This window comes from Acinetobacter sp. WU_MDCI_Abxd143 (genome assembly GCF_025514195.1).
In the GTDB taxonomy this organism is placed as follows: Bacteria; Pseudomonadota; Gammaproteobacteria; order Pseudomonadales; family Moraxellaceae; genus Acinetobacter; species Acinetobacter pittii_H.
Window position 1 is genome coordinate 253648 of the sequence record NZ_JAHPTH010000002.1, and the last position, 21310, is coordinate 274957.

A 21310-nucleotide genomic window follows, 5' to 3' on the forward strand; every position below is an offset into this window, starting at 1 on the left:
CTTTAAACATATTTTTATCTAATTACAATTTTTAGACCGCTACTCTGTTTAATATCCAACCATAAAAAAAATCTTCATACTTAGGGTTATTCTCTGTAATTTCGATATAACGCTGCCCTTGCATAATATTTAAAACACGGACTAACACCTTTTCACCTTCTTTATGTCGGTTATTTAAATACATCTTAAGAGCTTGAAAAGTGAGAGGACCATATTGACCATCTATAACAAGATTTGGCCAACCTTCTTTTCCCTCTTTATTCAGCAGATTTAAAGCACGTTGTAATAAAGGCTTTGCAAAATTGACCCCACAGTTGATAGCTGTATCGAGTAACTCTTCGGCAATAGCGGGGCTAATCGTATCAATTTGGTCAAACTGAGGTTCAAGCCAATATTGTTGTTTATAGATAGATTTAGCCACGGTTAATGGTAAATCTTGCATATAGCCTTGATATCCATTTGATCGAGCGACGGCTTCTGTAATACCAAATTTGGTGGCATGGCCGTGATCAGATGGATGGTTAACATAGCCGCCTTCTCGGCTGATGAGTGATTCTAAGTATTGATCAATATTCATTTTATTTTACCTATATGATTGAATCCGTCTTAACTATTTTGAAGATCATCTTTCGCCTTTTTTAGGTCTTTCATGACCTCCACAATCGTTTTACCTTCTTGTTTATTGATAAAGTTAAATATCCATCTCACAATAGCCCAGCCCGGTAATCCGCAAATGAAGAAGAATCCACATAGCGTGATCATTCCCCAAATATCGGATACCCATTCATGTAAATTCCATTTCATAATAATGAAGGAACCGCCTGTCAGACTTGAAACTACGGTACAGATGAGACCCACAATCCATTCTTGTGGTGAACGCGGAAAACGCATCATTAATACAACTGCGACAACTAAGCTGACTGCAAAAGCCACCATAATGGCAATGCTATAAATATTTAAAAAAGTGGCTAACCCACTGGTTGAAACTGTTTCCATGACTTTGTCCTGCTTTAAAGGGTAAAACTTAAAAAATCAACATAATCATTAGCTTGTTGTTTTTTATGTTTTATAGTTACCCTTAGTTTTCTTTATTACAGTCAATAAAAAACACTAACGCTTTTAAACCGCGCCAAATCGCAAGACGAACTTATCCTTGACCCCATATTTCAGGGGCTCAAGAAAGAATGTTTGTATGCTAAAGCCTGTTAGTGTGCACTGCTTAAGGCCTGTTCAATCAACTCAATTACTGTGATTGCACCTAGCGCTTTTTGCATAGAGACTTGATCATCAAATATGAATGCTTCATCTTCAAGTTCATTGACAATCTGCTTTGCCTCCTCGAGTGCTCTTTTTATTTTTTGTACCTTATATTTGTTTACGTCTTTTGCAATTGTTGGGACATACCCTCCACGTTTTGCATTTTTAAGTTGTTTAGCTCTGTTCTGCATTGCTGTAGTCATTCACTATCTCCAACTCAACTCACTCGTTTAGTAAGGCGTCTTTATCGTTTGTTATTCTTAAAGTTTTCATACATTCTCTCAGCAATATAGCCAAGCTATTACTACAAATATGTGTCCGAAACGTTTCTTCTGGTACAACAATCATAAAGACCTAAACGTTATATATTTAAAGGCGTAATTTACAAATAAATATTTCCTTTTCGAAAAATGTAAAAAAGTATTAAAGCTTCTACAATTAAACATTTTCCATACTTTAATTTTTTGACCAAAAAGTTCATATAAGGCTTTGCCGTATATCGGAAACTTTTGTTAGAGCTCACAATCTTTGTTAAATTCTTCATGTTCTTGATACCCTTTATCGACGAACATTAAGCCTGATCCACGGAATCGGGCTTTTTTTATTCAATTTTTGTTTTGATAGCCTCTTAGCAAATAATTATTGAGCTATCTCCCTTTTATTCTGCTACTTATAGAAACAAAATAAATTTAGCTTTGATCTCAACGCCCTGATAAAGCTAAAAATAGTCACTTAAACACAATTTAAACTTTATCTATGCATCTGAAGATATAACTGATATTATAACCATAGTTATTATTAGTCAATAACTATAGTTGTTTTACTCGATATAACTTTAGTTATATATTTGTTATAAGTTTGCTGGTGTGACCATTATGGCTCTTAAAGACCGTTTAAAAGATTCTAGAATTAAAGCCAAAAAAACTCAGGCTGAAGTGGCAGAAGCAGTAAAAATGTCTCAGCCAGCCTATCAGGCTTTAGAATCTGGGAAAAATTTGAAATCTGCGTTTCTTCCTTTAATTGCTCAGTTTTTAGGTGTGGATGGTTATTGGTTAACGACTGGGAATACAGAAGATTCGTTTAGAGAAAGCGACGTATTTAGCCCTACTGTGGTGAGTGCAGAATCTACCGATCAATATGTTTGGATTGAGGTGGTAGAAGCTAACTTTTCTTGCGGGACCGGCGAATCTATTGAATTTCACTTTGATGCGATTAATGGAAAAATTCCTTTCCCCGCTTCATTCTTTAAAGAAAAACGTGTTGCACAAGAATGCATGCGTATTATTAAAGCAAAGGGCGATAGCATGACAGACTACATTAAAGATGGAGATTTGGTCGGTATTGATATCTCACAGACTGAAGTCATTGATGGCGAGATTTATGCGGTTTACTTTGCTGGCGAAGGAATGATTAAACAAATTTTTAAAGAAGCAGACGGTTCTTTAATTTTGCATAGCTTAAATGAAAAATTTAGAGACCGACGTGTAACAGAAGAGAACGGTAAAAACTTTAAGGTTATGGGTCGCCAGTTTTGGCGAGCAGGCTAATTGAGCTATTAAATATAGCTAAAATAATAATTTGATTGCTTTAATAGCGTTTACCTTTATATAACTTTAATTATTTATATAACATGTAGACATAAAAAAACCTATCTCCATTAAAAGAGATAGGTTTTTTGCTTTAACGCCTAACATGATCAACAATACGTATTACTTAAACGATAAAGTTGATTAAATCCAGCGTAGAAGCTTTTACCATCTTGGTTTAACTCAATTTCTTCACCAGATTGAAGTTGAATTTTTTTACCAACTTCGACCCAACGATATCCATCGAGAGAGTTTTGTTTACGCACATGAGGAACAATCCTCACATTAATTTCGTTGCCATTTACGGCTGTGGCAATTAGCCACTCATTTACTATATTCACAATCATTCACTCATCACTGAGCTCATGTGATTTAACGGTATTTAATTAGAACGCTAGATTTAAGGTATGGACAGTCAGTCTAGAATTTAATATTTAGCTTTATATAGGGTTATTTATAAGCTAATTGCTTTTCATAATTTTTGTATTATGAAAAGTGGTACATCACAGAGCATAATATTTTGGTTGCGGGGGCCGGATTTGAACCAACGACCTTCGGGTTATGAGCCCGACGAGCTACCAGACTGCTCCACCCCGCAATTGGAAGTAAGCTTTATACGCTCATATATTTTATAAAGCAAACCTTATTTTTTAATCGGTTGTAATTATTAAGAATTATCTTTTTATTAATTTTTCATTTTAACCATTCGGTCTAAATAGCCATATCGATTTCCAGCATTTAGTTGTTTAAATTGTTGTATTTATTTTAAACAGAACCTCATATTCATAAACAGCAATTGCCTTGGATGGGTGGCTTTTATACTATCTAGTTTGGCCCTTTAATCTTTAATTCCTATGTCTGAACCTCAGTTTTCCCTTAGTGAATATCTCGGCACAGTTCAGGAAGTTATCCGTCTGGCCTTTGATGAACCAGTTTGGGTAAAAGCAGAAATTCGAAATTTAAATGTTAAAGGTGGCCATTATTATCTAGAACTCGCAGAAAAAGATGCCGAGACAGATAAAGTCATTGCTAGTTGTAAAGCCACAATCTGGAAATTTTCAGCAAGTAAAATTGTTTTAAAGTTTGAACGTGAAACTGGTATCGAAATCTCAAGTGACTTAAATGTGCTTATCAAAATTAGAGCACGTTTTGATCCTCAATATGGGTTTTCGGTCAATATTGAAGAGATTGACTCAAGCTTTACATTGGGTGAAATTGCTAAACGTTATCAGCAAATTATTGAACGACTCACTCAAGAAGGCTTAATTCATAAAAATAAACTCCTCCCTACTCCTTTTGATATACAAAATGTTTTAGTGATTGCCCCTCAAAATGCAGCGGGCCTCGGCGACTTTAAAAAAGATGCGGATGCTCTAGAGAGAAATGGGGTTTGCCATTTTGTGTATCACAGCGCGACATTTCAAGGAAATACGGCTGCAACCAGTTTGATTGAGTCTTTAGGTTCAGGTTTAAGACAATGGGCCAGCACATTTACATTTCCACCAGATTTGATTGTGATTATTCGTGGTGGAGGTGCTGTTAATGACTTGGCTTATTTAAATGATTATGAGCTTGCCGCTCTGCTCTGCAAACGCAGTGTACCGATTTGGGTGGGAATTGGTCATGAAAAAGACCGTACTATCTTAGATGAGATTGCACACCGTTCGTTTGATACACCAAGTAAAGTGATTGCTGGTATTCGCAACCATATTGTTGAGCGTGTACAAGAAGCAGTAGATAGTCTACAAACCATCAAGCTGCTTTCTCAGCATCAAATCACGACCTATCAAAGCAAAAATGACCAACTGCTTCATCACATAAAATCTTCGGCACAGAGTCAGCTTAGCTCGGCACATCGTTTGCTTGACCAGATGAAAGAACGTATTCAGTTTAGCTCACAGCAACAAGTTAAATTTTCATTAGCCCAAATCGAATCTTTGATGAAAGAAATCCTTTTGCAAAACCCGAAACAGGTTCAAGCCAAAGGCTATGCAATTGTTAGATCAGAAGGAAAAGCGATTCGCTCTATCCATCAAATTTCAAGCCCTGCCATTGCTATTGAAATGCAAGATGGTGTGGTTGAAGCCAACATTACACAGGTAATTCCAAATGAAGAATGAAGAGTTAACGTTTAAGGACGGCCATGACATTTTGAAGAAAAATGCCGAATTATTAGAATCTCAAGAAAGCCCAGATATTGATAATTTAATGAAAATCGTTGAAGAATCGATTACTGCTTATAAAGCGTGTAAGTCACGTATAGAAGCTGTTCAGCAAGCTTTAGATGAAACATTTAAAGAATAAATTGAATAGAAAAAGCCCATTCCTACTTCTCATTGAAGGAATGGGCTTAGTGAAATCCACTTAATCCTGAAATACAAAAATGTGGATTAGGTCACACTTTTGCATAAGCATAGTCCCATAACCATTTTAGATGTTCAATATTTTAATTGTGTCTGTAGGTTAGTTTGACTTAATTTTCACCAAATCTTAACTAAACTTCTATTATTAAGATCAAACCAGACACAAGCTCTACTCATGATTATCGTTAAACTTAATTTAAGACCTATTCCTCGCTAAAAGGTCCAATTAATTGATAAATTTTGCCGTCTTTTGGATTTTCATAGAGCAAATCCATATTAGGCAAAATAATATCGTCATTAATTTCAATATGTTCAACGCTCTTATGAAGTTCGAGCGCGTGATCATTCATTGGCCTAACTTTTGCCAAAGCAATTGATTCTTTATCAAACTGATCCTTGATAATTACTTTTAATCTTGTCATGAAAATCTCCTGAAAATTAAATTTTTTAATATAAATAATGGGTTAAGTTTAAAATGAGCTAATCGCAGAATAGCCGATTGGCATAGCAAAAAAAGTTAAGATAAATGCAGCCGTACGTTGTAAATTACGTTGGTTTAACCAAGTTACTTTGTTTGAAATTAATACGGTTCCAAAAGCAATCCATAAAAATGCAATGGGTGTAATTAATGATAAAAAAATAGCAATATGCACAAAATAAACGTGAAGCACTTCCCATGCTGCATGTGGAAAAATAGCAGAAGCAAAGAGTAAAGCTTTAGGATTTAAAAGTGTTGCAACAAATAAAGCCTTAGGCGTAATCAGTGGGTTGTCTAATTTGATGTCATTTGTTGATGTTATCCAAAGTTTAAATGCAAGGTAGAGAATAAAAGTTGCACTTATTAACTTTAATAAGGCAGGAAGCCAAGGGATAAAATGTGAAACTGACTCAAGCAAAACACCCCATGAAGTAATTGCAATGAGATAACCCATCACTTCAGCAGGAATAAGTTTAAGAGACTGCTTCACCCCTGCTTGTATTCCAGCCGAAGCTAACAATGTATTTGTTGGGCCTGGAGTCAACAAAATGGTGACCACAAGTCCAATAAACATAAATGACACCATAGGCAACGAACTCTTTAGTTATGCTAGGCGAAATATGTCAAAAAGGAATATCTATTGTCGACATAATGGTTGTAACAAGAAATATTAATATTTAATTATTTATTTTTAAAACAATTAATTAAGTTAAACTGACCTTAAATTCACTTACAGTTTCAACAATTTTAAATATGCAAAATTGATCACAGAAATAGAGAATAACGAGCTATTTTTACAAGCTCATCAAAAAAAATAACTCGAGATTTTCACTCAAAAAAATAAGTTGTTATTTTTAATATATTGCACTCATTTAGTTTACTTAATAATCGTTTTTCTTACTTGAAATTTGAAAATTGATCAATATATAAACAACTAGAAATCGTGATTTTACTGAATATGATGTCCCGTTCCCCATCAATTCATTGATCGCCGCTTTCATCACATAAATCAGATGATGGAGGATGCATGATGAATGCTTATGTTCGCCCTCATCCAGATGGTTTTAAATCTTATTTAGGAAAGAATCAGAAAACCGGACTCTACATTGTACGAGTGGGTTGGACGGTTTATGAAATGAATGGCAATGGCTCTGTTGTGTACATTGTCAAAAATGAAGATATGATTCCATTGGATGTAGAAAAGTTTAAAACTGACCGTCCCAAAATTTATGCTGCTCTTCTAAGTGAAGTTCAGTTTCAACGCAAGAAACAACTTGCGATTGATCTCCAACAATCCAACATCCCTTCTTATGACCGTAAAGCCTACAAAAAACGCCGTGGCTTTATCAACTCCTAAACTTATTTTCCTCTGTAAACGCATATAGAAAAAGCACCCTCGGGTGCTTTTTCCTTTAACGACCTGTTGCGATTAATACAAACATACTCAGTATTAGTGTGCTTAATGATCGTTTGCAATGTATGTGGACTTCATGCTCAGCTCCGTGAGCGTATTGATTAACGTTTTCCATTTCGTGTGCCCTTAAAGTTCACACTGATAATTTGCACAAATTTCAAACAATAAGAAATTAGCCAAAAGTATTATATCGAATCAAATTTTAAACCTAATTTTTTATCGGTATTTTGCGTTTTATAAATCAACTCAAACCGATCTACATACAGGAGATGTAACATTCTTATACGAGGTTAACTCCCTATTGAGTGTTTGTAGACCTTTCATTTCAAACTCACCTGCCAAAGAAATGATTTTATAAAATGAAAAAAGATAACAATATTCTGTTTTTTAATAATAGTCTTCGACAGGAGAACTCTTATGGAAATGCAACAAGAAACCAATCCTTCTTTATTTTGTGATACCTCTACCTCAATCCAAGCATGCATTGAATGTATGATTGCCTGCAAAACCTGTGCAGCAGCCTGTTTACAAGAAGAACATGTAAGTATGATGCGTGAATGTATTAAGCATTGCATGACATGCGTAGAGATTTGCCAGCTTTGTACGTCGTTAGAACTAAGAAACTCAGAACTAGCGGAGCCAGCAATGCAACTTTGCGCAAATGCATGTCAACTTTGTGCAGCGGAATGCAGCAAACATGAGCATGAACATTGTCAGATCTGTGCGAAAGCATGTTTAGCCTGTGCTCAAGCTTGTCTTGCCTATCGTGCTTAAATAATTTTCCAGATGTAAAGCCTACGCGTCTTTAGAGCGTAGGCTGATTAAAATATTTTAAATAACAACAAATTATATATTTATTATTTAAGGAATACTTTTTTATAGGCATAAAAAAAACCCGCATCTTGGGGAAAATGCAGGCTCTTAGATCTCCCACAACGACCATGAGTTCATTATTAAACTTGAACTTTAAACCGTTAACTAAATGTACAGCGAATAAAAATAAAAAGCAATGCAGAATAGTCTGTATATTTGAAATATTTTATTATTTTTACATTACTTTTTCATAAATAAGTTAAAAATATAAGCTATCTCTACATAAGAAATAGTTTTTACAGGCATTAAAAAAGCCCGTTTCACGGGCTTTTCTGCAACGGTGAGCAATCTAAGATTTGTGTCTATCCATCTCTTGGTTTGCTCTTTGCTAGCTATATGTAAGGTCTTATCGTATCTTTTGCCCTGTCCCAAGTTTCCCTGTGGATCGAGGAGATATTACGATTACCTTAGGTACAGTTATAGCACATTATTTATTCATGGCTAGTCTTGTTCACGTTTTTTTACAAATGAATAAAATACGTTCTAACCTTAATATTTAAGGGTTTTCTACCCCATTTTGGTATTGGCGAGCATTATCGCAAATTGGATACCACTTCACTTTTGAAGAGACGAAAGCATGAGAGATGACTGACGTCGATATTTCCTCATTAATCAGACCTACCCTTAAACGCACCACATCAGGTTTATCTAGACGTTCACTCCAGATCGGTGAACCACAAGTTTTACAGAACACTCTCTTTTTTGTTTGGAGAAGCAAAATAAGCCTGTAAAAGCTTTTCACCTTGCACAATATTTAAGTCACTTTTTTGTACTTGGGTAATGGCAGCAAAAGCAGCTCCTTGTGCTTTTTGACATTGTGTACAATGACAAACCATGATGGGTGCTAATTCGCTATTAATTTGCAGTTGAATCCCATTACAAAGACAAGAAGCTGTATAAGCCATCATTTTTCCTTTTTTTATTTTAATGAAACTTAGCTTACACCCACACCTTTTTCAATATGATCTAAGATGGCACAAGAAGCTTGTTGGTTACCGCAGCAATCATCGGCTGAAGCCTGCAAAATATTAACCATTTCTTGTAGATGGGCAATTTTCTGTTTTAATTCGGCAATGTGTTTTATGGTTAAGGCTTTCACCTCAGCACTCTGCCGATCTGTGTTTTTCCAAAGCGAAATAAGCTCTTTCATCTGTTCTGATGAAAAACCTAACTCTCTCGCGTGTTTTAAAAAGTTTAAAGTTTTAAGGTCTGTTTCTGAGTAAATACGATAGCCAGAAGCAGAACGCTGAGCTGCTTCAAGTAAACCGATTTCTTCATAGTAGCGAATCATTTTCGCCGAAATGCCCGAATGTTTGGATGCCTGACCGATATTCATCTCACACCTCAAATATTAAATTTGGTTTAAGACCTGATGTCATGATCTTAAACCAAAAGTTGATTTTCAGCACGCTTACTCTACTGGCGCATGAAAGCGTTTTAAGCGTAACGCATTGCCTAAAACAAAGACTGAAGAAAGTGCCATCGCGCCTGCTGCAAACATAGGTGAAAGTAACACACCAAATGCTGGATATAGGGCACCTGCTGCAATTGGAATTAAAGCAACGTTATATACAAATGCCCAGAACAGGTTTTGACGTATGTTTCGCATGGTTGCTTTACTTAGCGCAATTGCGTTCGGTACGCCTTTTAAACTGCCTGACATCAGCACCACATCGGCAGCTTCAATAGCAACATCAGTTCCTGTACCAATGGCTAAGCCCACGTCTGCTTGCGCCAAGGCTGGTGCGTCGTTAATACCATCACCGACAAAAGCTAAGCGACCATATTGTTTTTGCAGTTGGCGAACTGTGTCCACTTTGCCTTCGGGTAAAACCTCTGCCACAACTTCATCAATATTCAGCTTTTTGGCAATGGCTTGTGCCGTATGACGGTTGTCTCCTGTAATCATGGCAACCTTGAGACCTAATTGATGCAAGGCCTCAATCGCAGCATAGGTTGTTTCTTTAATTGGGTCTGCCACGGCAATAATTGCTGCAAGTTGCTGGTCAATGGCAACATAGAGTGGTGTTTTGCCTTCTTCACCTAACTGAGCAGCAATCGCTTGGAATGAGCTGGTATCTAAACCAAGTTGGTGCATATAACGATCTGCGCCAATTTGTACTTTTTGGCCTGAAACTTCCGCTTCAATACCTGAACCTGTAATCGAATTAAAAGCGGTTACGGGTAATAGGTTTAGGCCTTCACTTTCTGCTGCTTGAACAATCGCGAGAGCAATCGGGTGTTCAGACTTGGCTTCGACAGAGGCAACTAAAGTCAGCACTTGTTTACGTTCAAAACCTGATTGCACATTAAAGTCTGTCAGTGTCGGTTTGCCTTCGGTGAGCGTACCCGTTTTATCAACTGCAACGACCTGCGCTTCTTGTAAAAGCTGCAAAGCTTCACCTTTACGGAACAAGACACCTAACTCAGCACCACGTCCAGTACCGACCATAATAGAAGTTGGTGTTGCAAGTCCCATGGCACAAGGACACGCAATAATGAGTACTGCAACCGCATTCACTAAACCAAAAGTGAGCGCAGGCTCTGGCCCCCAAATAAACCAAACCAAGAAAGTAATTGCAGCAATTAACATGACTACAGGCACAAACCACATAGTGACTTTATCGACTAAACCCTGAATCGGAAGTTTAGAACCTTGGGCTTGTTCAACCATGCGAATAATTTGTGAAAGTACAGACGAGCTACCCACTGCGGTTGCCCGAATGTTTAGAGTACCGTTCTGGTTGACTGTACCACCGACCACCTGATGCCCTACTATTTTTTCAACAGGGACTGGCTCACCCGTAATCATAGATTCATTAATATAGCTGTGCCCTTCAACCACTTCACCATCGACAGGCACACGTTCACCCGGGCGAATTTCTACAATAGTTCCACTGACCACTTCAGCAACAGCAACTTCAACCATTTGACCATCACGCTGAATACGCGCTGTTTTAGGTTGCATTCCCACTAAATGTTGAATGGCTTGCGAGGTTCGTCCTTTGGCTTTGGCTTCAAAATATCGCCCGAGTAAAATTAAACTAACAATAACGGCAGCCGCTTCAAAGTAAATATTGACCGTGCCTTGGGGTAATACGTGTGGCATAAAGGTTGCCACGACTGAAAAACTGTAGGCAGCCAAGGTTCCAACAGCAACCAGCGAGTTCATATCTGGCGCTAAACGCCATAAGGCTGGAATACCTTTTTGGTAAAAACGGCGACCAGGAAAAACGAGAACTAATGTGGTTAAAGCAAACTGTAAAAGCCAGCTATTGTATTGACCAATGGTGTGCATGACCCACATGTGAAAAGCTGGAATGAGATGTGAACCCATTTCCAAAATAAACACAGGTAAGGCCAACACAATCGAAATGATCAAATCTTTTTTAAGCTGATCTAACTCTGATGCTTTTTTATCGAGTTGCTCATCTTGATTTTTTTCAGATGCTTTTGCGTCGTAACCTGCTTTTTTAACAGCGCGAATTAAGTCTTCAACATTGACTGATGCATCTGCCTGCACCCAAGCCTGCTCTGTTGCTAAGTTGACCGTAGCTTCTTGAACGCCGTCTACTTTTTTAAGGGCTTTTTCAACACGTGCAACACAAGATGCACAGGTCATACCCTCAATAGACAACTCTACTGGTGCAGCTTTTGGAACATCATAACCTGCTCGTTCAACTGCTTTAACCAGTGCTTCACGCTGAATCGGTTGATTTGAATAAACAACGGCTTTTTCTGTTGCCAAATTAACGTTGGCAATCTCTACATTTTCAACTTTCTTAAGTGCTTTTTCGACACGACCTACACACGAGGCACAGGTCATGCCTTCGATTGGAAGTGTTTCACTATATGCTGGCAATTTTGTGTTTTTTGAGTCCATCAAACACCTCTGCAAATCTGCAAAATTTAATAATCTGTATTGAGCATACAGATTCCCACCATGGGAAGGTCAAGCATATTTTTTTAAAAAATTGGTCTTGACCTTACAATCATGACAAGGTTTAGACTCAGTGTTATCCAAACAAACATCTCATTCTTGATGGAGTATGAACATGAAACTACTTATTGAAAATATGACTTGTGGTGGCTGCGCTCGTGGCGTGACTGCGACGATTCAAGATATCGACCCAAATGCAAAAGTAGATGTAGATTTAGCGACCAAAATCGTGACTGTTGAAAGCAGTGAAAGCGTCGATAAAATTACCGAAGCACTTGAAGAAGATGGTTTCCCAGCTCAAGTGCAATAATGAATAAGGCCTAACGTTTAAAGTTAGGCCTTTATTTTTGAGCTTATTGATATTGACTCAAAGCTGAAATTTTTTAATTCGATAGTCTAGTGCTGCCCGAGTTAGTCCCAATAAGCGTGCCGCTTCTGACACATTATGATTTGCCTTTTTTAAAGCCGTTAAAATTAACTGCTTCTCGTGTTCTTCTAAATTAAACTCTGCCTTTAATAATTGCTCAAAGTCGGTTTCAACAGCTACAGCCTGCTCTGGGTCATGCTTGATCTGTGGAAAAATGGCATTTAACTTAATCAGTTGCTGATCGTCCGTTAATAAAACCGCCCTTTCTAATAAGTTTTCCAACTCGCGAATATTACCCGGCCATTCATATTGCTGCATAAAAACTTTAGTCTTTTCACTTACACCTTGAATGGTTTTACTGTACATTTTTTCAAAGCGATGAAGAAAGTGTTCAACCAGTAAAGGAATGTCTTCACGGCGCTCCCGCAAAGGTGGAATCTGCACTGGAAAAATATTTAAGCGATAGTACAAATCTGCCCGAAAGCGCCCTGTTTTTACAGCCTGCTCAAGATCTTCATTGGTTGCTGTAATTACACGAACATCTAAAATACGTGTCTGTGAATCTCCTATTCGCTCAAATTCACCTTCTTGCAAAATGCGTAATAGTGCTGCTTGTGCACGAGGAGAAAGTTCAATCACTTCATCTAAAAAAATCGTACCGCCATTGGCTCGTTCAAACTTACCCAACCGAGATTGATGCGCACCCGTATAGGCCCCTTTTTCTACCCCAAATAACTCAGACTCAATTAACTCTGGTGGAATTGCTGCACAGTTTACCGCAATAAAGGGCTGGTCTTTTCTTTGGCTATTTGCATGGACACCTCGTGCAAAAGCCTCTTTACCAACGCCGGTTTCACCTTGCAGCAAAATAGAAACTTTCGAACCCGCAGCTTTTGTTAATAATGCACAGACCTGTTTATAAGATGCTGACTTACCCACAGAACTAAATAATTGGTAATCGGCTTCACTGTCGCTATAAATTGATTTTTTAAGTTCAAAAAGTTCAGCCTGCAACGCAATCAATTCTTTTTCCATGGGTTCGGGTGACATGAACTGAATCAGCTCATCAGCATTTTCCCACTCTTCTAAAGGCTTACCGATAATACGGCAATGCTCATCGCCACAAGCTTTACACTCTATTTCTTGATAAATAATGGTCATGCCCGTCGCAAAACTACTGTAGCCGCACGCATAACCCAGAAGCATCCAGCACGCAGGTTCATCACTTGGGCCAAAATGCTCTAAATGCACATCGGCTTCAAAAGAGTTGAGCCAATTTAAATCAGCATAAAACTGTTTTTTATCGTGGCTTAAATTGAGCTGGTTGGCCTGTACTTGCACCATTCCACGAATCGCATGCATTTGTGGACCCGCCATAAAAGCATCGTGTTCATTTAAATCGGGACGCATTTTTGTTGTAACTTCTGCATCTTTTAACCCAGCTTGATACCCTAATCGAATAAAGAAACGCTTAGTCCGCTCAAGGCCTATCATGTGTGCTAAGTCTTTACGCAAATACCCCATAATGCTGGTGTGTAAAAGCAGCATCCGATATTCATCAAACCAGATTTGGCCGTGGGCAGTATCAAAGTGCAGTTTAGACAGCAAATCATGAATTTCTTGCGGATGATCTGCGTATCGTCCCGTTGTATCGTATTTTACTCGAGCCATGAGTGATCTGTTTTAATCCATTAAACACATTTGGGTTTTATCTCATCTTATCGAAGAACCAGATAAATGTCCTAGTACCTTAAAGACATAACTTCATACTAAAAAAGTATTTCTAAATCTCTCCATTTAAAGCCTCAAACAATCTAAAAAGAAATTTTTACGACCCTTTTCATCAAATCATGAATATCTCTATTTCACCATTCAAAAAAATTCATGAAATAGTGAATTTTAAAAATGCCCCACTTTTAATAAAAATACTAAACAATTGTTTTTAATCATAAAAATAAAGTTGGCATAGCTTTTGTAAAGCTTATAGCGAGAGCAAGGAGCATTCATCAATTTCAAGACCATGTCTTGATGGAGTACAGCATGACGCAACCTCAAGTCGAAGCATTAACCAAATATATTCGGGTCACTGGCGACTTAAACGCAGAGTTTATCGAATTCGATTTTGCCATTCACGACCCAAGTCTATTTGTGGAACTGGTTTTGCCTAAACATGCATTTAATGATTTTTGTAAGACCAATCAAGTGGTTGAAATGACCCAAGAGCAACAAGCTTTTAATGATGCTCAGGAAGAAAAATGGCGCTATGGCACTGAAGCAACCTTAGTCGGCACGCAACGTAATAGCAACGATCACGATGATCAGATGTAAAAATATAAGGAGATAAAGCCATGACTTTAGAAATCAAAACGTCAAATGTCGAACCTATCCGCCCGAACTATGCCTATATCGAAAGACGATTTGGTACTAAGCCAGCCACTCGATATCAAGAAGTAAGTTTTGATGTACAGGCAGAAACTAACTTTCACTATCGTCCTTTGTGGAAACCTGAAAAGACCTTAAATGATAAAACCCATACGACCCTGCAAATGCAAGACTGGTACGCATTTAAAGATCCACGTCAATTCTATTATGGAACTTATGTTCAACACCGTGCACGTTTACAAGACACAGCCGAAAGTAATTTTGCTTTTTTTGAAAAACGTCAGCTTGCAGAGCATTTGTCTGACGAAGTCAAAGCTAAGGTTATTGAATGCCTATTGCCATTTCGCCACGTTGAACAAACTGCAAACTTACACATGATGTCTGGCAGTGCCTATGGTTATGGCACCGTGCTTACCCAAGCTTGTATTTATGCCGCGATGGATCATTTAGGAATTGCGCAGTACATCTCGCGTATTGGCTTAGCTTTAGATGGCAACAGCGGCGACTCACTACAGCAGGCAAAACAGGCTTGGATGCAACATCCTGCATGGCAAGGCTTACGCCGTCTGTGTGAAGAAAGCCTCACCGAGCAAGACTACTTCAAACTTTTCTTATTACAAAATCTTGTGATTGACTGCTTTGTGACAGAGCTTGTCTATCAACAGTTTGATCAGTGGTTAGTCACTCAAAATGCTCGTGACTTAGCCATGCTGACTGAGTTTATGAAAGACACTTTAGGTGATTTACGTAAGTGGTCAGACACCGTCATTAAAACTGCCGCAGCAGAATCCGATCATAACAAACAGCTATTAAATGAATGGTTCACTGAGTCTCTAGCTCAAGTGAAAGCAGCCTTTACACCTTGGGCAACAGCAGCCTTAACAGTAGAGGCAGTTGATCAAGCAGAACAAGCCGTTATTGAACGTGCAAAAAAACTCGGCCTATAACCACTTACAAATGCTTAAGGAGAAGCAACATGTCTAAAGTCTATCTCGCATTACAAGACAACGATACTTCACGCTACATCATTGAGGCGATTGAAGAAGATAACCCTGAAGCTTCAATTCAGTATTTACCAGCCATGATTCGAATTGAAAGTGAAACTGATTTGGTGATTAAAGCCGAAACCGTATCTGAAAAACTAGGCCAAGATTGGGATATCCAATCGTTACAACTCAACATGATTACGCTGGGCGGCAATGTCGAAGAAGATGACGATACTTTCCGCCTTCATTGGAATTAATCACAACATAGATGTTGTTTAACAAAGATTTAAGGATGATCAATCATGACAACTCAAACGAAAGAAACCAGCAAAAAGTTAAATGCTAAAGATCGTTATCGTGCATTAACCCGTGATCTGGACTGGGACTTTTCCTATGCTGACCGTAAAGAGGCCTTCCCTTATGAAGAATTTGAAGGTATCAAAATTACGGACTGGTCTAAATGGGAAGATCCATTCCGTTTAACTATGGATGCTTACTGGAAGTATCAGGCAGAAAAAGAGAAAAAACTTTATGCCATTTTTGATGCCTTTGCTCAAAACAATGGTCAGATGAATGTCAGCAATGAACGCTACTTAAATGCGATCAAGCTCTTTTTAACGGCGGTGACCCCACTTGAATATCAGGCTTATCAAGGCTATGCCCATGTAGGTCGCCAATTTAGTGGTATTGGCGCACGTATTGCTTCTCAGATGCAGTCGATTGATGAGTTGCGTCATGTACAGACTCAAATTCATGCCATGAGCCATTACAACAAGTTCTTTGATGGCTTCCAAGACTGGGCGCATATGCATGACCGCGTTTGGTATTTGTCTGTGCCTAAATCATTTTTTGAAGATGCCCGTTCTGCCGGACCTTTCGAGTTTTTATTAGCGATTAGTTTTGCTTTTGAATATGTACTTACTAATTTGCTATTTGTTCCGTTTATGTCGGGAGCAGCTTATAACGGCGATATGGCAACCGTGACCTTTGGTTTTAGTGCGCAGTCAGATGAAGCGCGTCATATGACGCTTGGTCTTGAAATCGTAAAATTCTTGCTCGAACAGCATGAAGACAATGTACCGATTGTGCAGGAATGGATTGATAAATGGTTCTGGCGTGGAACTCGTTTGCTTTCAATTGTAGGCATGATGATGGATTACATGCTGCCAAACAAAGTGATGTCTTGGAAAGAAGCTTGGGAAGTTTATTTTGAACAGGCAGGCGGCGCGCTATTTAAAGATTTAAGCCGTTATGGCATTCGTATGCCGAAATATAGCGATGTGATTGTGAAAGAAAAAGAGCATGTCTCACATCAGGCATGGTGGATTTTCTACAACTTTGGTCATGCTGCTGGTTTCCATACATGGATTCCAACCGACGAAGAAATGGATTGGTTATCTGCTAAATATCCAGACACTTTCGATAAATACTACCGTCCAAAATGGGAGTTGGCTCGCAAAATGGAAGCTGAAGGTAAACGCTTCTACAGCGCAGGTTTACCACAGCTTTGTCAGGTTTGTCAGATTCCAATGACTTTTACCGAAATGGGCGATGACCCGACTCAATTTAGTTATCGCCATAGCATCTACCAAGGCGAACGTTACCACACCTGTTCAGATGGCTGTCATGACATTTTCGAGCGCGAGCCTGAGAAATATATACAAGCATGGTTACCTGTAAATCAAATTTTGCAAGGCAACTGTGGTGGCGGTGACCTCGAAACCATGCTCCGCGATTATTACCGCATGAATGTGGGCGCCGACAATCTGGATATTGAAGGTTCACCAGACCAACAGCGCTGGAAAAAATGGAAAGGCAACGCAGCTTAAGCACAAGGAATTGTTCAGGCAGTCATCAAGCTGCCTGATAGGAAATAAGGAGATTGAACATGACTGTTCGCGCGATACACAACAACTATCAATTTGAACCGCTTGATCTGCAAAAAAATTATGGCGATCAATTCTTACTTTACGTGGGTTGGGATCATCACACCCTCTTTTGCTCGGCACATGCCATGCTTGCCTCACCTCAACAAACTTTTGGACAGTTGATTGAGCAACAAATTACAGGTGGTTTTGCCCAACATCCAGATTTTGCCAAAATTGATTGGTCAAAAGTGCAATACACCTTAGATGGTCAAACAATCGAACCAGAGAGTACAAAAACTTTGGCAGAGCTTGGTTTTGGGCATAAGTCATTACTTCGTTTCGTTACGCCAGAGTTAAATGGCTATAACGACAGCTACGTTTAATTCGGAGGTGTGTCATGAGTTATCAAGTCACCATTGAACCGATCGGAACAACGATTGAAGTAGAAGAAGACCAAACCATTTTAGATGCCGCTTTACGTCAAGGCGTTTGGTTACCCTTTGCCTGTGGTCATGGCACTTGCGGGACATGTAAGGTTCAAGTCACCGACGGTTTTTATGATGTCGGTGAAGCCTCGCCATTTGCGCTCATGGATATTGAACGTGATGAAAACAAGGTGCTTGCCTGCTGCTGTAAACCACAATCCGACATGGTTATTGAGGCCGATGTCGATGAAGACCCAGATTTCTTAGGTCATTTGGTTCAAGATTATCAAGCGACAGTCATTGAAATAAAAGATCTATCGCCGACCATCAAAGGAATCCGACTACAACTAGATCGCCCAATCGAATTCCAAGCGGGCCAATATATCAATGTCCAGTTCCCAGATATTGAAGGAACTCGTGCATTTTCAATTGCCAATTCACCAAGTGAAGTCGGCATTGTTGAGCTGCATATTCGTAAAGTTGAAGGCGGTGCAGCGACGACTTATGTGCATGAACAACTTGCCACGGGCGATCAGCTTGATATTTCAGGTCCTTATGGTCAATTTTTCGTACGCAAGTCAGATGATCAAAATGCTATTTTCATTGCAGGTGGTTCAGGTCTTTCCAGTCCACAATCGATGATTTTAGATTTACTTGAGTCTGGAGATAGTCGTACGATTTACCTCTTCCAAGGAGCACGAGACTTGGCAGAGCTATACAACCGAGAATTGTTTGAACAGCTCGTAAAAGACTATCCGAACTTCCGCTATATCCCTGCTCTCAATGCACCAAAAGTAGAAGATCAATGGACTGGATTTACCGGATTCGTGCATGAGGCTGTTGCCGATTACTTTGAAAATCGATGTGGTGGACACAAAGCGTATTTGTGCGGCCCACCCATCATGATCGACTCGGCAATTTCAACACTCATGCAAAGTCGCTTATTCGAACGGGACATTCACACTGAACGGTTCTTAAGTGCAGCCGATGGCGCTGCTGGACAATCGCGTTCAGCTTTATTCAAACATATTTAAAGATAAACCTTTAAGCACTCGGCTTTTTCAAATGAGCTTTGTATTTGTAATTTAGAAAGCAAATACAAGGCTCACAGGAGTTCTGCATCCCAAATTTTTAGATTAAAAAGACTTAAGTTTGTAAAGACCGTTAAGGAATAACGTTTTTTAGTGACAAACCAAACAACACAGAATAGGACATTCTATGTATAACAAAATTGCTGCAATCATATGTGGTGTAATCAGCGCCATTTACCTTCCTTCTGCATTTGCAACAGAAAATGGCTCGGACTCTTTTGCATTAGGTGCCGAAGGTATGATGGCGGGTGCCTTACCACCTGCTGGGATCTATCTACTCAGTTATTATCAAAATTATCACGCATCAGAGTTTCAAAATGGTCCCGATCAGTTCCATGTTGATGTCAACGCCGTAGTTCCACGGTTGGTCTGGATGACCGATCAAAAAATTCTGGATGGACAACTCGGGTTTTATGCAGCCCAGCCATTGGTTGATCTACGGCTTAAAGTAAATGGAATGGCTGACTCAAACCAAGGTCTCGGAGACTTGATTTTGGGTGGTATGCTCGGCTGGCATCAAGGAAATCATCACTGGATTGCAGCCCTAGAAACCGTACTGGGAACAGGTGAATACGAAACTCCAAGTACGACACATCCAGTTGAAGCCAATCTCGGGAAAAACTACCATACCATTCGACCTATTCTTGCCTATAGTTATGCCAACGCAGCCGGTTTAGATCTTTCAACTAAATTGTCTTATAGCTGGAATACACGTAACGACGCGACCGACTATAAGTCTGGACAATACATTGCGGGTGACTATAGCTTAGGTTACTGGATTAACCCCAAACTCAAAGTTGCAGTTGAAGGCTATGCTTTTAAACAAACTACAGATGACAAAGTAAACGGAAGTGACATTGGGTTTAAAGGACAAGCTTTTGCAATTGGGCCAGGCATTCAATATGCCGATAAAAACTGGTCTATCGAAGCCAAATTTTTAAAAGAAACCGAAGTCGAATATCGTCCCCAAGGCCATACCAGCTGGCTAAAACTGATTTGGGCTTTTTAGAACCATTTAACGCATAGCTTCAACCTTTGAGGCTATGCCCTGCTTTATTTAAAAGTCGATACCATCTGAATCATCTATCGGATTCTGATCGAGCGTGAAAACGGTACGTTTATATGGAATACCTTCAAGATCATACACCTGATAAATACAATCAAATAAGAGCTGTAAGTCTTCACTTCGGTCCATTGCACGAGCAGTAATAAAAATCGGACTGACTGCGCCGTTATCTAAAATCGGAATGTAATTTAAATGAGGAAAACGAATAGTATCGGCACTGGCAGGAATAATACACAAACCTTCTCCCGCTGCCACCAACCCCAAAGCCAGTTGAATTTCCCGTATCTCATGCATATTTTTCGGAACCAAACTATGCTCGGCAAAAATATTTAAAAGCTGGGTCGAAAAATTAGGTTTCGGCGACGTGGGGTACATAAACATCTTTTCATCAATGAGATCGGCCAGATATACCCCTTCGGTACGCTGAGCAATCGGATGACTCGTATGTGCAGCAACCACCAAACGCTCTTTACGTAGCAGAATACGTCTTACCGCAGGATCACTAATTCTTAGGCGTCCAAATCCAACATCAATGCGCCCTTCTTTTAATGCCTGTAGTTGCTCAGTCGTACTTAACTCCATGAGCTGAATATTCAAATGAGGTTGTTGTTGCCGAAATAAATAAATGATTCGAGGCAGTAAACCATAGAGTAAAGACCCGACAAAACCAATCGTCACACTACGTTCAATGAGACCAATACGTTTGGTCATACTTTTTATTTCTTCAGCATTCGACAAAAGTTTAAGGGCATGCTGATAAAAGAAATGTCCGGCTGGGGTTGTCTGTAAAGGACGGCTTCCGCGCTCAAACAGTTGAATTCCAAGCTCACTTTCCAAATTTTGAATCTGTCGACTCAAAGGTGGTTGCGCAATAAATAGTTTTTCGGCTGCCTTTGTAAAGCTCTGCTCTTCAACAACCGCAACAAAATACCGTAAATGTCTTAGTTCCATAAGGTTTCCATACCTTTAAGATATAAAAAAATGCAAATTCAGTCTTAGACACAGTTTAACCATTCTTTTAAGGTATATACAAGCAACAAACCGATGAAGTGATGAATTGCTTTGTGAACAAGCCTTTTGCCAATCTTCCAGTTATTCATCTTCATCAATTCACGGTTAAACACTCAGCGCACTCATGCGCTTCATTGAAAATATTAGGATATCAAGACCTTGTAGATCGTAGCTAAGGCCTTGGTGACTTCCACACTTTTGGA

At 39.1% G+C, this 21310-nt stretch carries 24 protein-coding genes, 1 tRNA gene and 1 pseudogene; 13 read left to right on the top strand and 13 right to left on the bottom strand.

Annotation, left to right across the window (positions count from 1 at the left end; genetic code table 11):
- Positions 1-31: 31 nt before the first annotated feature.
- From KTI79_RS05975 to KTI79_RS05985, 3 genes are all read right to left on the bottom strand, one after another.
- Positions 32-577 carry a glycoside hydrolase family 108 protein gene (locus KTI79_RS05975; protein WP_032055507.1) on the bottom strand — a complete coding sequence of 182 codons (546 nt, stop codon included), beginning with the start codon at positions 575-577 and terminating at the stop codon, positions 32-34.
- A gap of 29 nt (positions 578-606) precedes the next feature.
- Positions 607-996 (bottom strand): hypothetical protein, encoded by a 390-nt coding sequence (locus KTI79_RS05980; protein ID WP_016141645.1) that lies wholly within the window; start codon positions 994-996, stop codon positions 607-609.
- A 209-nt stretch (positions 997-1205) separates the two neighbouring features.
- Complete coding sequence (locus tag KTI79_RS05985; protein ID WP_016141646.1) at positions 1206-1460, bottom strand: hypothetical protein; 255 nt, start codon at positions 1458-1460, stop codon at positions 1206-1208.
- A 672-nt stretch (positions 1461-2132) separates the two neighbouring features.
- Here KTI79_RS05985 and KTI79_RS05990 point away from each other — a divergent pair.
- Positions 2133-2804, top strand: coding sequence for an XRE family transcriptional regulator (locus tag KTI79_RS05990; RefSeq protein WP_002119885.1), 672 nt, complete (start codon positions 2133-2135; stop codon positions 2802-2804).
- Between the two features lie 149 nt (positions 2805-2953).
- Here the strand turns inward: KTI79_RS05990 and KTI79_RS05995 are convergent, their stop codons facing one another.
- Together KTI79_RS05995 and KTI79_RS06000 are read right to left on the bottom strand one after the other, a co-directional pair.
- Positions 2954-3190, bottom strand: a complete 237-nt coding sequence (locus KTI79_RS05995) for a hypothetical protein (RefSeq protein WP_016141647.1) — start codon at positions 3188-3190, stop codon at positions 2954-2956.
- A gap of 174 nt (positions 3191-3364) precedes the next feature.
- Positions 3365-3441: transfer RNA gene (locus KTI79_RS06000), tRNA-Met, on the bottom strand.
- A gap of 256 nt (positions 3442-3697) precedes the next feature.
- Here KTI79_RS06000 and xseA point away from each other — a divergent pair.
- Complete coding sequence (xseA, locus tag KTI79_RS06005) at positions 3698-4963, top strand: exodeoxyribonuclease VII large subunit (RefSeq protein ID WP_086375759.1); 1266 nt, start codon at positions 3698-3700, stop codon at positions 4961-4963.
- Positions 4953-5147, top strand: a complete 195-nt coding sequence (gene xseB, locus KTI79_RS06010; RefSeq protein WP_002119890.1) for an exodeoxyribonuclease VII small subunit — start codon at positions 4953-4955, stop codon at positions 5145-5147. Before xseA ends, xseB begins: the two co-directional genes overlap by 11 nt.
- A 262-nt stretch (positions 5148-5409) precedes the next feature.
- Here xseB and KTI79_RS06015 read toward each other — a convergent pair whose 3' ends face one another.
- Positions 5410-5628, bottom strand: a complete 219-nt coding sequence (locus tag KTI79_RS06015; RefSeq protein ID WP_016141649.1) for a hypothetical protein — start codon at positions 5626-5628, stop codon at positions 5410-5412.
- A 48-nt stretch (positions 5629-5676) separates the two neighbouring features.
- Positions 5677-6270, bottom strand: coding sequence for a LysE family translocator (locus KTI79_RS06020; RefSeq protein ID WP_005076893.1), 594 nt, complete (start codon positions 6268-6270; stop codon positions 5677-5679).
- Positions 6271-6711: 441 nt separating this feature from the next.
- Here KTI79_RS06020 and KTI79_RS06025 point away from each other — a divergent pair, with 441 nt between their 5' ends.
- Both KTI79_RS06025 and KTI79_RS06030 read left to right on the top strand, forming a co-directional pair.
- Positions 6712-7041 carry a hypothetical protein gene (locus KTI79_RS06025; protein ID WP_032055509.1) on the top strand — a complete coding sequence of 110 codons (330 nt, stop codon included), beginning with the start codon at positions 6712-6714 and terminating at the stop codon, positions 7039-7041.
- A 474-nt stretch (positions 7042-7515) separates the two neighbouring features.
- Positions 7516-7872 (top strand): four-helix bundle copper-binding protein, encoded by a 357-nt coding sequence (locus KTI79_RS06030; RefSeq protein WP_032055510.1) that lies wholly within the window; start codon positions 7516-7518, stop codon positions 7870-7872.
- Positions 7873-8467: 595 nt separating this feature from the next.
- Here KTI79_RS06030 and KTI79_RS06035 read toward each other — a convergent pair.
- The 3 genes and pseudogenes from KTI79_RS06035 to KTI79_RS06045 form a co-directional block, all read right to left on the bottom strand.
- Positions 8468-8876 (bottom strand): annotated as a pseudogene (locus KTI79_RS06035) (GFA family protein).
- A gap of 29 nt (positions 8877-8905) precedes the next feature.
- Positions 8906-9307, bottom strand: a complete 402-nt coding sequence (cueR, locus tag KTI79_RS06040; RefSeq protein WP_032055515.1) for a Cu(I)-responsive transcriptional regulator — start codon at positions 9305-9307, stop codon at positions 8906-8908.
- Between the two features lie 75 nt (positions 9308-9382).
- Positions 9383-11854: a heavy metal translocating P-type ATPase gene (locus KTI79_RS06045; RefSeq protein ID WP_032055516.1), complete on the bottom strand. Its 2472-nt coding sequence runs from the start codon at positions 11852-11854 to the stop codon at positions 9383-9385.
- Between the two features lie 166 nt (positions 11855-12020).
- Between KTI79_RS06045 and KTI79_RS06050 the strand changes: the two genes are divergently transcribed.
- Positions 12021-12221, top strand: a complete 201-nt coding sequence (locus KTI79_RS06050) for a heavy-metal-associated domain-containing protein (protein WP_077162564.1) — start codon at positions 12021-12023, stop codon at positions 12219-12221.
- A 57-nt stretch (positions 12222-12278) separates the two neighbouring features.
- On the opposite strand, the gene mobR is transcribed toward KTI79_RS06050, so the two are convergent.
- Positions 12279-13949: a phenol degradation transcriptional regulator MobR gene (gene mobR, locus KTI79_RS06055; RefSeq protein WP_086375760.1), complete on the bottom strand. Its 1671-nt coding sequence runs from the start codon at positions 13947-13949 to the stop codon at positions 12279-12281.
- A gap of 369 nt (positions 13950-14318) precedes the next feature.
- Here mobR and KTI79_RS06065 point away from each other — a divergent pair, with 369 nt between their 5' ends.
- The 7 genes from KTI79_RS06065 to KTI79_RS06095 all read left to right on the top strand — a co-directional run bounded on the left by KTI79_RS06065 (position 14319) and on the right by KTI79_RS06095 (position 20039).
- Complete coding sequence (locus KTI79_RS06065) at positions 14319-14606, top strand: phenol hydroxylase subunit (RefSeq protein WP_000193471.1); 288 nt, start codon at positions 14319-14321, stop codon at positions 14604-14606.
- 20 nt (positions 14607-14626) lie between these two features.
- The gene (locus tag KTI79_RS06070) at positions 14627-15607 is read left to right on the top strand and encodes an aromatic/alkene monooxygenase hydroxylase subunit beta (protein ID WP_086375761.1); all 981 of its coding nucleotides are present in this window, start codon (positions 14627-14629) and stop codon (positions 15605-15607) included.
- A 29-nt stretch (positions 15608-15636) separates the two neighbouring features.
- Positions 15637-15903, top strand: a complete 267-nt coding sequence (locus KTI79_RS06075; RefSeq protein ID WP_000049448.1) for an MmoB/DmpM family protein — start codon at positions 15637-15639, stop codon at positions 15901-15903.
- Between the two features lie 45 nt (positions 15904-15948).
- Complete coding sequence (locus KTI79_RS06080) at positions 15949-17475, top strand: aromatic/alkene/methane monooxygenase hydroxylase/oxygenase subunit alpha (RefSeq protein ID WP_004702709.1); 1527 nt, start codon at positions 15949-15951, stop codon at positions 17473-17475.
- Between the two features lie 59 nt (positions 17476-17534).
- Complete coding sequence (locus KTI79_RS06085) at positions 17535-17897, top strand: phenol hydroxylase subunit P4 (protein WP_032055522.1); 363 nt, start codon at positions 17535-17537, stop codon at positions 17895-17897.
- A 14-nt stretch (positions 17898-17911) separates the two neighbouring features.
- A complete protein-coding gene (locus KTI79_RS06090) occupies positions 17912-18973 on the top strand; it encodes an NADH:ubiquinone reductase (Na(+)-transporting) subunit F (RefSeq protein ID WP_017399432.1) in 1062 nt (353 codons plus the stop codon).
- A gap of 184 nt (positions 18974-19157) precedes the next feature.
- Positions 19158-20039 carry a transporter gene (locus KTI79_RS06095; RefSeq protein ID WP_032055523.1) on the top strand — a complete coding sequence of 294 codons (882 nt, stop codon included), beginning with the start codon at positions 19158-19160 and terminating at the stop codon, positions 20037-20039.
- Between the two features lie 48 nt (positions 20040-20087).
- Here the strand turns inward: KTI79_RS06095 and KTI79_RS06100 are convergent, their stop codons facing one another.
- Together KTI79_RS06100 and KTI79_RS06105 are read right to left on the bottom strand one after the other, a co-directional pair.
- Positions 20088-21047, bottom strand: a complete 960-nt coding sequence (locus tag KTI79_RS06100) for a LysR family transcriptional regulator (protein ID WP_004702719.1) — start codon at positions 21045-21047, stop codon at positions 20088-20090.
- Positions 21048-21091: 44 nt separating this feature from the next.
- On the bottom strand, positions 21092-21220 hold the full coding sequence (locus KTI79_RS06105; protein ID WP_002011251.1) for a hypothetical protein: 129 nt from the start codon (positions 21218-21220) through the stop codon (positions 21092-21094).
- Positions 21221-21310: the final 90 nt, after the last annotated feature.

Bases quoted from the DNA above. Each gene is read 5' to 3' on its own strand.
- KTI79_RS05975 (WP_032055507.1), bottom strand. From the start codon at position 577: ATGAATATTGATCAATACTTAGAATCACTCATCAGCCGAGAAGGCGGC.
- KTI79_RS05980 (WP_016141645.1), bottom strand. From the start codon at position 996: ATGGAAACAGTTTCAACCAGTGGGTTAGCCACTTTTTTAAATATTTAT.
- KTI79_RS05985 (WP_016141646.1), bottom strand. From the start codon at position 1,460: ATGACTACAGCAATGCAGAACAGAGCTAAACAACTTAAAAATGCAAAA.
- KTI79_RS05990 (WP_002119885.1), top strand. From the start codon at position 2,133: ATGGCTCTTAAAGACCGTTTAAAAGATTCTAGAATTAAAGCCAAAAAA.
- KTI79_RS05995 (WP_016141647.1), bottom strand. From the start codon at position 3,190: ATGATTGTGAATATAGTAAATGAGTGGCTAATTGCCACAGCCGTAAAT.
- xseA (WP_086375759.1), top strand. From the start codon at position 3,698: ATGTCTGAACCTCAGTTTTCCCTTAGTGAATATCTCGGCACAGTTCAG.
- xseB (WP_002119890.1), top strand. From the start codon at position 4,953: ATGAAGAATGAAGAGTTAACGTTTAAGGACGGCCATGACATTTTGAAG.
- KTI79_RS06015 (WP_016141649.1), bottom strand. From the start codon at position 5,628: ATGACAAGATTAAAAGTAATTATCAAGGATCAGTTTGATAAAGAATCA.
- KTI79_RS06020 (WP_005076893.1), bottom strand. From the start codon at position 6,270: ATGGTGTCATTTATGTTTATTGGACTTGTGGTCACCATTTTGTTGACT.
- KTI79_RS06025 (WP_032055509.1), top strand. From the start codon at position 6,712: ATGATGAATGCTTATGTTCGCCCTCATCCAGATGGTTTTAAATCTTAT.
- KTI79_RS06030 (WP_032055510.1), top strand. From the start codon at position 7,516: ATGGAAATGCAACAAGAAACCAATCCTTCTTTATTTTGTGATACCTCT.
- cueR (WP_032055515.1), bottom strand. From the start codon at position 9,307: ATGAATATCGGTCAGGCATCCAAACATTCGGGCATTTCGGCGAAAATG.
- KTI79_RS06045 (WP_032055516.1), bottom strand. From the start codon at position 11,854: ATGGACTCAAAAAACACAAAATTGCCAGCATATAGTGAAACACTTCCA.
- KTI79_RS06050 (WP_077162564.1), top strand. From the start codon at position 12,021: ATGAACATGAAACTACTTATTGAAAATATGACTTGTGGTGGCTGCGCT.
- mobR (WP_086375760.1), bottom strand. From the start codon at position 13,949: ATGGCTCGAGTAAAATACGATACAACGGGACGATACGCAGATCATCCG.
- KTI79_RS06065 (WP_000193471.1), top strand. From the start codon at position 14,319: ATGACGCAACCTCAAGTCGAAGCATTAACCAAATATATTCGGGTCACT.
- KTI79_RS06070 (WP_086375761.1), top strand. From the start codon at position 14,627: ATGACTTTAGAAATCAAAACGTCAAATGTCGAACCTATCCGCCCGAAC.
- KTI79_RS06075 (WP_000049448.1), top strand. From the start codon at position 15,637: ATGTCTAAAGTCTATCTCGCATTACAAGACAACGATACTTCACGCTAC.
- KTI79_RS06080 (WP_004702709.1), top strand. From the start codon at position 15,949: ATGACAACTCAAACGAAAGAAACCAGCAAAAAGTTAAATGCTAAAGAT.
- KTI79_RS06085 (WP_032055522.1), top strand. From the start codon at position 17,535: ATGACTGTTCGCGCGATACACAACAACTATCAATTTGAACCGCTTGAT.
- KTI79_RS06090 (WP_017399432.1), top strand. From the start codon at position 17,912: ATGAGTTATCAAGTCACCATTGAACCGATCGGAACAACGATTGAAGTA.
- KTI79_RS06095 (WP_032055523.1), top strand. From the start codon at position 19,158: ATGTATAACAAAATTGCTGCAATCATATGTGGTGTAATCAGCGCCATT.
- KTI79_RS06100 (WP_004702719.1), bottom strand. From the start codon at position 21,047: ATGGAACTAAGACATTTACGGTATTTTGTTGCGGTTGTTGAAGAGCAG.